General features: G+C 61.7%; 7 protein-coding genes. 2 read left to right on the top strand and 5 right to left on the bottom strand.

The window, feature by feature from the left end; genetic code table 11:
* Positions 1–627: cytochrome b (locus ABSE61_RS35800; RefSeq protein WP_423875883.1), on the top strand; the 627-nt coding region annotated here is incomplete at its 5' end.
* A gap of 203 nt (positions 628–830) precedes the next feature.
* Positions 831–1,157 carry a hypothetical protein gene (locus ABSE61_RS35795; RefSeq protein ID WP_423875882.1) on the top strand — a complete coding sequence of 109 codons (327 nt, stop codon included), beginning with the start codon at positions 831–833 and terminating at the stop codon, positions 1,155–1,157.
* A 948-nt stretch (positions 1,158–2,105) separates the two neighbouring features.
* On the opposite strand, the gene ABSE61_RS35790 is transcribed toward ABSE61_RS35795, so the two are convergent.
* From ABSE61_RS35790 to ku, 5 genes are all read right to left on the bottom strand, one after another.
* Complete coding sequence (locus ABSE61_RS35790; RefSeq protein ID WP_423875881.1) at positions 2,106–2,414, bottom strand: hypothetical protein; 309 nt, start codon at positions 2,412–2,414, stop codon at positions 2,106–2,108.
* Between the two features lie 89 nt (positions 2,415–2,503).
* Positions 2,504–3,118, bottom strand: a complete 615-nt coding sequence (locus tag ABSE61_RS35785; protein WP_423875880.1) for a cell envelope biogenesis protein TolA — start codon at positions 3,116–3,118, stop codon at positions 2,504–2,506.
* A 36-nt stretch (positions 3,119–3,154) separates the two neighbouring features.
* The gene (locus tag ABSE61_RS35780) at positions 3,155–4,060 is read right to left on the bottom strand and encodes a ribonuclease Z (protein WP_423875879.1); all 906 of its coding nucleotides are present in this window, start codon (positions 4,058–4,060) and stop codon (positions 3,155–3,157) included.
* A gap of 13 nt (positions 4,061–4,073) precedes the next feature.
* On the bottom strand, positions 4,074–4,562 hold the full coding sequence (locus tag ABSE61_RS35775; RefSeq protein WP_423875878.1) for an NUDIX hydrolase: 489 nt from the start codon (positions 4,560–4,562) through the stop codon (positions 4,074–4,076).
* 8 nt (positions 4,563–4,570) lie between these two features.
* Positions 4,571–5,209 (bottom strand): non-homologous end joining protein Ku (gene ku / locus ABSE61_RS35770; protein ID WP_423875877.1); only part of this gene is annotated, 639 nt, incomplete at its 5' end.

Here is a 5,209-nt window from a genome sequence, read left to right as displayed (position 1 = left end):
GCGCGAGGAATGGTCGTAGTGAGGCCGTCCGCGAAGAGCGGACGCTTCGACCCGACGAGCATGGCCCTGCATTGGATCACCGTGCTTCTCATCGTCGGCCAGTTCACGACGGTGTGGCTGCACGAAGCCGTCGGTCACGGGACCGGCCTGGGTCTGCAGCTTCTGGCGATGCATCAGACGCTGGGAGGGCTGACATGGGTCGTCGCGTTGGCGCGCCTCGTGTGGCGGCGCAGGTTCGCCTATCTGCCGCCGTTTCCGGAAAGCATGCCCAAGCTGCAGCAGTGGATCGCGAAGGCCAATGAATACGGCCTGTACGTCCTGCTCCTGGTGCAGCCCGTCACGGGTCTCGGCGACGTCGTGTTTCATGGCCGCCCCTTCATGCTGTTCGTCTGGCAGGTGCCGGCGCTGTTGACGCCGGACGCGGCCATCCGCGGCCTGTTCCAGGAGGCTCATGAACTCGGCGCCAAGGCGCTTCTCGCCCTCATCGGCCTGCACGCGGGCGCCGCGCTGTTTCACGGACTCGTGCTGCGTGACGGCATACTGCAACGGATGCTGCCGCTGTTTATTACCGCGCGCGCCAGCACTGGTCGCCGTACGCTCGTTGGCAAGCACAAAGTCATCTCTTGAACAGTCTGAGCTCTTATTCGCTAACTCGGCTAGGAGGTCCAAGGCAGCTCCGCGTTGCTGTCCTTGGCGGTTTCATCCGGACGACGATCGATCCGCTTCGGCTCACACTCAGTTGACCCAGAACGTCTATCGATGGCCGAATAACTCCGTCGCAAAAAGTGTCTGATCATTGGGAGCGAGATTGTCCCAATGGAGGAAGCACGATGCGGAAGACGTTTTTAGCCTTGTTCGTACTTGTGGCAGTCGGCGTGATTCAGTCGAGCGAAGCGTCCGCCCGCGGTGGCGGCGGTGGTGGCCATGGAGGCGGTTTCGGCGGAGGCGGCTTTCATGGCGGCTTCGGTGGCGGCGGATTCCGCGGAGGCGGATTTCGCGGGCGTGGATTTGGCGGATATGGCCTCGGGTTCTACTACGGCGGATACTATCCTTACGCGTACAACGATTACTATGACGACGGCGGCTGCTACCTGGTCCGTCGCCGCGTGATGACGCCTTACGGCTGGAGAATTCGTCCAGTCCAAGTCTGCGGATGATCATGGAAAGACCCCCCGGTTCAACCCGGCGGGTCTTAATGCACAACAGATAGCCGCGACGACGCCTTCGGTTCGCGCTCATCGGCCAAATAGCGAGACCTTCGTTCGACTCTGACAATATTTTCTTGCCGTTCCACTGGCCGCACTTTTTTGAGAATAAAAAGTCCAAGGATTCGGGAATATCGATAACCGATTGTCGGTCTTGTTATTGGAGGCAGCGTGGCCGCGCCCAAGAATGCAAGTCCGTCGGTGCCGTTTGGCCGGCGGAGCCTCCTAAGCGTCCCAGCCTTCCTGCCCCTGGCTGGGACGCTTTTTATTTGGCTACCCATGGCGACTGTGAGTATCGACCGCGATAGCAATCCACATTGGGGAGTTGTCGACCGACAAATACCGACAAGAGAGGCCCGTGTGACAACTTCATCCACGTCAGAAGACACTATCGCAGAATGCAAGCGTCGCTTTGACGAATGCCATACACTTTCAGAAAGTACAGTTGTACCAGAGTATCGGCAGGCATTGTCGGCTATGGCTAAAGCCTGGATGAGAATCGCTCAAGGGGAGCGAGAGCGTCAGGCAAAGCAGCAAGCGGCGCCGGCCTTGGAGGCGATAATGAGCAAGACCAATGCCTGCTAACGACGAGCGTCGAGAGTTGGTCCGAGGGATAATCGCCACCATCGTCGCGGCGATCGGCGCATTCTGCGTGTGGTCAGACCTCAGAAGCGATTCGTTGGGTCGCGGGGACGGGATGATTACGTCCGCTGTTGTGTCACGAGCCGGCGCGATTGTGGTTCGGTCGGAACCGTCAGCTTATCTGGCGGACTCGGCGCCCGTGTTGGATTAAAATGTTCAACGCGTCACACATGCAGCGGTCAGTTCTTTTCTTCTTCCATCGTCACGGCGACTGTGCGGTGGCCGACAGGCGCTTGTCGCTCTCGAAAACTGGCGCGGCTACGGCGCGTCGGCAACGATTGCTGGTTTCACAGGGCGCGCGCCCTCCGGATGATAGAGCCTGGCCCCGCTGGCTGCCGCCGCGATGGCTGCCAACGCTGCTGCCACGCCGAGCGCTGTGGTCTCGGAATGGCCGGCGATCCGGAACGAGATCGCGGCGAGAATTGCGCCGATGGTCTGCCCCGTAAGACGCGCGGTGGCGAGCATGCCGCCTGTGGCAGCGCCGTCGCCCAGTTCGCCCGTGCGTTTGAGGTATTCCCAGGCAATCTGGAAAGATTCCTCAAGCAATTGGGAAAGAGAGATCGTCATGGGCGGGAAACGAACCAGAACCGCACGCGTTCCATGTCATCTCCGCATCGCCGCCCGCATAACCGACAGCGCCGGTTGAACGGCGTCTGCTACCCGCGAGTCCGCCGCAGCGCGGCCTCGAGTTTGGATCGCTCCTTTCCCCATCGCGCTTCTTCCGTCCGAGACTGCTCTTCGAGATCTTCGATCTTGGCTTGAATGCCGGCCGCGTCCCGATCATGGCTTCGGCGAGCCGCGTCCAAGGCGCTTTGCGCCTTATTGACATCCTTCCGCCGTCGTTCGCGCTGTTTTCGTTGAGCCGCCTCCTCCTTTGCGCGTTCGCGCTCTCGGCGCGCCTGCTCCCTCTCGAATGCGAGCGCGGCCTTGCGATCCTCCACTTCGTCGATCTTTTTCGCGTTCTTTTGTGGCTTGAGGCTCGGAGCTTTTCGCCCGGCCTTCTTCGCTCCGCCGTCGACGGCGAGATCGCGGGGTAGTTCGGCGTGTTCCTTGAAGGGCCCGTTCGAACCCACAGGACGCTTGAGCACGACGCCAGGCTTCGCCGTGGTCGCAGCCACCACGTCCGGATCCTCGCTCTGCTTGGCCGCGCCCTGGTGGAAGAGATTGCTGTCGGCTCCCCAGGCTTCGAGAGCCGCTTTCATCGAGGGCGCCGCTATCGCCAAGTCGAAGAATCCTAGCGAAGTTTCGTAGGTCTTTAGCTTCTTGGTCATTCGACTGGTTCTTTCGTGGATATCATCGGCGACGCTTCAGACCGTCAGGCGGTCGAGGTCGGCCGCCACTAGGGAGTTCGGGAATATTTTTGTCGTCTCCGCTAGGATCTCCTCGTCGGAGTAGCGTCCAGAGATGTGCGTGAGGACGAGTCGCTTCACGCCCGCGGTCGCAGCGAGCTCGGCGCCTTTCGCCGCGGTGAGATGGCCGTAGTCGAGGGCCATGGCGGCATCGCGTTCGAGAAAGGTCGCTTCGATCACCATGAGGTCCGCGTCCCGGACGTGCCCAGCCAGGCCGTCGGTCGTTTCCGTGTCGCCCACGACGACGAGCTTCTTGCGCCCTTCGGGCGGTCCCAACACGTCTTCGGAATCGATCCTCCTGCCGTCTGCCAAAACGACCTGCTTTCCTTCCGCGAGATCCTTGCGCACCTGGCCGTCCGGCACACCGAGAGCCGAAAGGCGGTCGGGCAAAAGATGCCGGCGCACTTGGCTGTCGAACGAAAACGCGAAGCTTTCGGTATCGCGATGACGCACGCGGAAACAGTCGACGGTGAATTCGCCGACATCGAGGATCCGCCCCTGCGCCAACGGAACGAGTTGCAACGGGATGGGGGCCCGTCCCTCGCCCCAGAGTCCGGCGAGCATCCGGACGACGACGTCGAGCGTCGTCTGGCTACCGTGGATCGTCATGACATCGGTGCTTTGCCGCAGCCGCAGCGTCGAAAACAGACCCGGAATGCCGAGCACGTGGTCGAAATGGGCGTGCGTCAGCAAGAGGCGGTCGAGCCTTCTGAAGCCAGCGCCGCTCCGGAGCAGTTGGCGCTGCGTACCCTCCCCGCAGTCGATCATCATGCGGTGGCCCCCGGCTTCCACTAGGAGGCCCGGATGGTTGCGGTTCGCTGAAGGCACGCTGGCCGAAGTTCCGAGGAACGTTAAATCGAACATTGTCGGGCCGGTACTATCGGTTGTCGCGGCAAACTGCCATGGCGCTCTCAAGCAATCGATCGACGAAAACCATTTGTCCCTTGAGGATCTTCCGTCGCGCGTCGGCGATACCGAACCAGGCCGCGCGGTCGATCTCCGGGAAGGTCAGACGGCGTCCGGAGCGCGGCGGCCACTCTATCTCAAAGGTGTTGCTTTGGATGAGCGCGGGATCCCAGTCGCCTTCGATGGCCCACGCTTGAACGACCTTGCCGCCCGGCTGCCGAGCCTCGCCGAGCGGCAAGAAATCTCCGTCCGGGTGGTATCCGGTCTCTTCGGCGAATTCGCGCCGAGCGGCTGACAGTGGTGCTTCGTCGGCGCCAATCAGACCCTTCGGGATGCTCCAGGCACCGTCATCCTTGTTTTGCCAAAATGGTCCTCCCGGGTGACCGAGCAGGACCTCCAGATGGGCGGCACCTCCTCGAAACAGGAGGAGCCCGGCGCTTTGTGATTTCCGCGAAGCCATCGCGGACGCTAGGCCGATTTCCTGTGCGCTCTCGCAGCCGGCTTCTTCGCGGCGGCCTCCTTTGCCGGCTTCTTGCCGGCGATCGGCATCAGCATTTCCTTCTGGCCGGCCGCTGCCTTGCGCGGCTTCTTGCCTAACTTCTTCGGCGCCTTGGTCTCGGCTACGGGTCCGCCTCCGACACTGCGCCGCAACGCCTCCATCAGGTCGACCACGTTGTCGCCGCGGGGCCGCTCCTTCGCAGTGATCGGCTTGCCGGCGCGCTTCTGATTGATCAAATCGAGGAGCGCGGTTTCGTACTGGTCTTCAAATTTGTCCGGCTGGAAGTGCCCGGCCTTCTGACCGACGATGTGCCTGGCGAGATCAAGCATGTCCTTGGTGACTTTGACGTCCTGGATGTCGTCGAAATACTCCGCCGGATCGCGCACCTCGTAGGGATATCGCAGCAGCGTTCCCATCAGTCCCTTGTCCAGCGGCTCAAGCGCGATGATGTGCTCGCGATTGGTCAGCACCACGCGTCCGATCGCGACCTTGTTCATTTCACCAATGGTTTCGCGAATGACCGCGAAGGCGTCGTGGCCAACCTTGCCGTCCGGGCACAAATAATAAGGGCGGATCAGATATCGGGGATCGATCTCGGTGCGGTCGAC

This window comes from Bradyrhizobium sp. (genome assembly GCF_049519115.1).
Classification (GTDB): Bacteria; Pseudomonadota; Alphaproteobacteria; order Rhizobiales; family Xanthobacteraceae; genus Bradyrhizobium.
Note: the sequence above shows the minus strand (reverse complement) of the source record. Positions and strands in the feature narration are given on the sequence as shown.

Excerpts from the sequence above, each read along its gene's own strand:
- ABSE61_RS35795 (WP_423875882.1), top strand. The coding sequence starts at position 831 with ATGCGGAAGACGTTTTTAGCCTTGTTCGTACTTGTGGCAGTCGGCGTG.
- ABSE61_RS35790 (WP_423875881.1), bottom strand. The coding sequence starts at position 2,414 with ATGACGATCTCTCTTTCCCAATTGCTTGAGGAATCTTTCCAGATTGCC.
- ABSE61_RS35785 (WP_423875880.1), bottom strand. The coding sequence starts at position 3,118 with ATGACCAAGAAGCTAAAGACCTACGAAACTTCGCTAGGATTCTTCGAC.
- ABSE61_RS35780 (WP_423875879.1), bottom strand. The coding sequence starts at position 4,060 with ATGTTCGATTTAACGTTCCTCGGAACTTCGGCCAGCGTGCCTTCAGCG.
- ABSE61_RS35775 (WP_423875878.1), bottom strand. The coding sequence starts at position 4,562 with ATGGCTTCGCGGAAATCACAAAGCGCCGGGCTCCTCCTGTTTCGAGGA.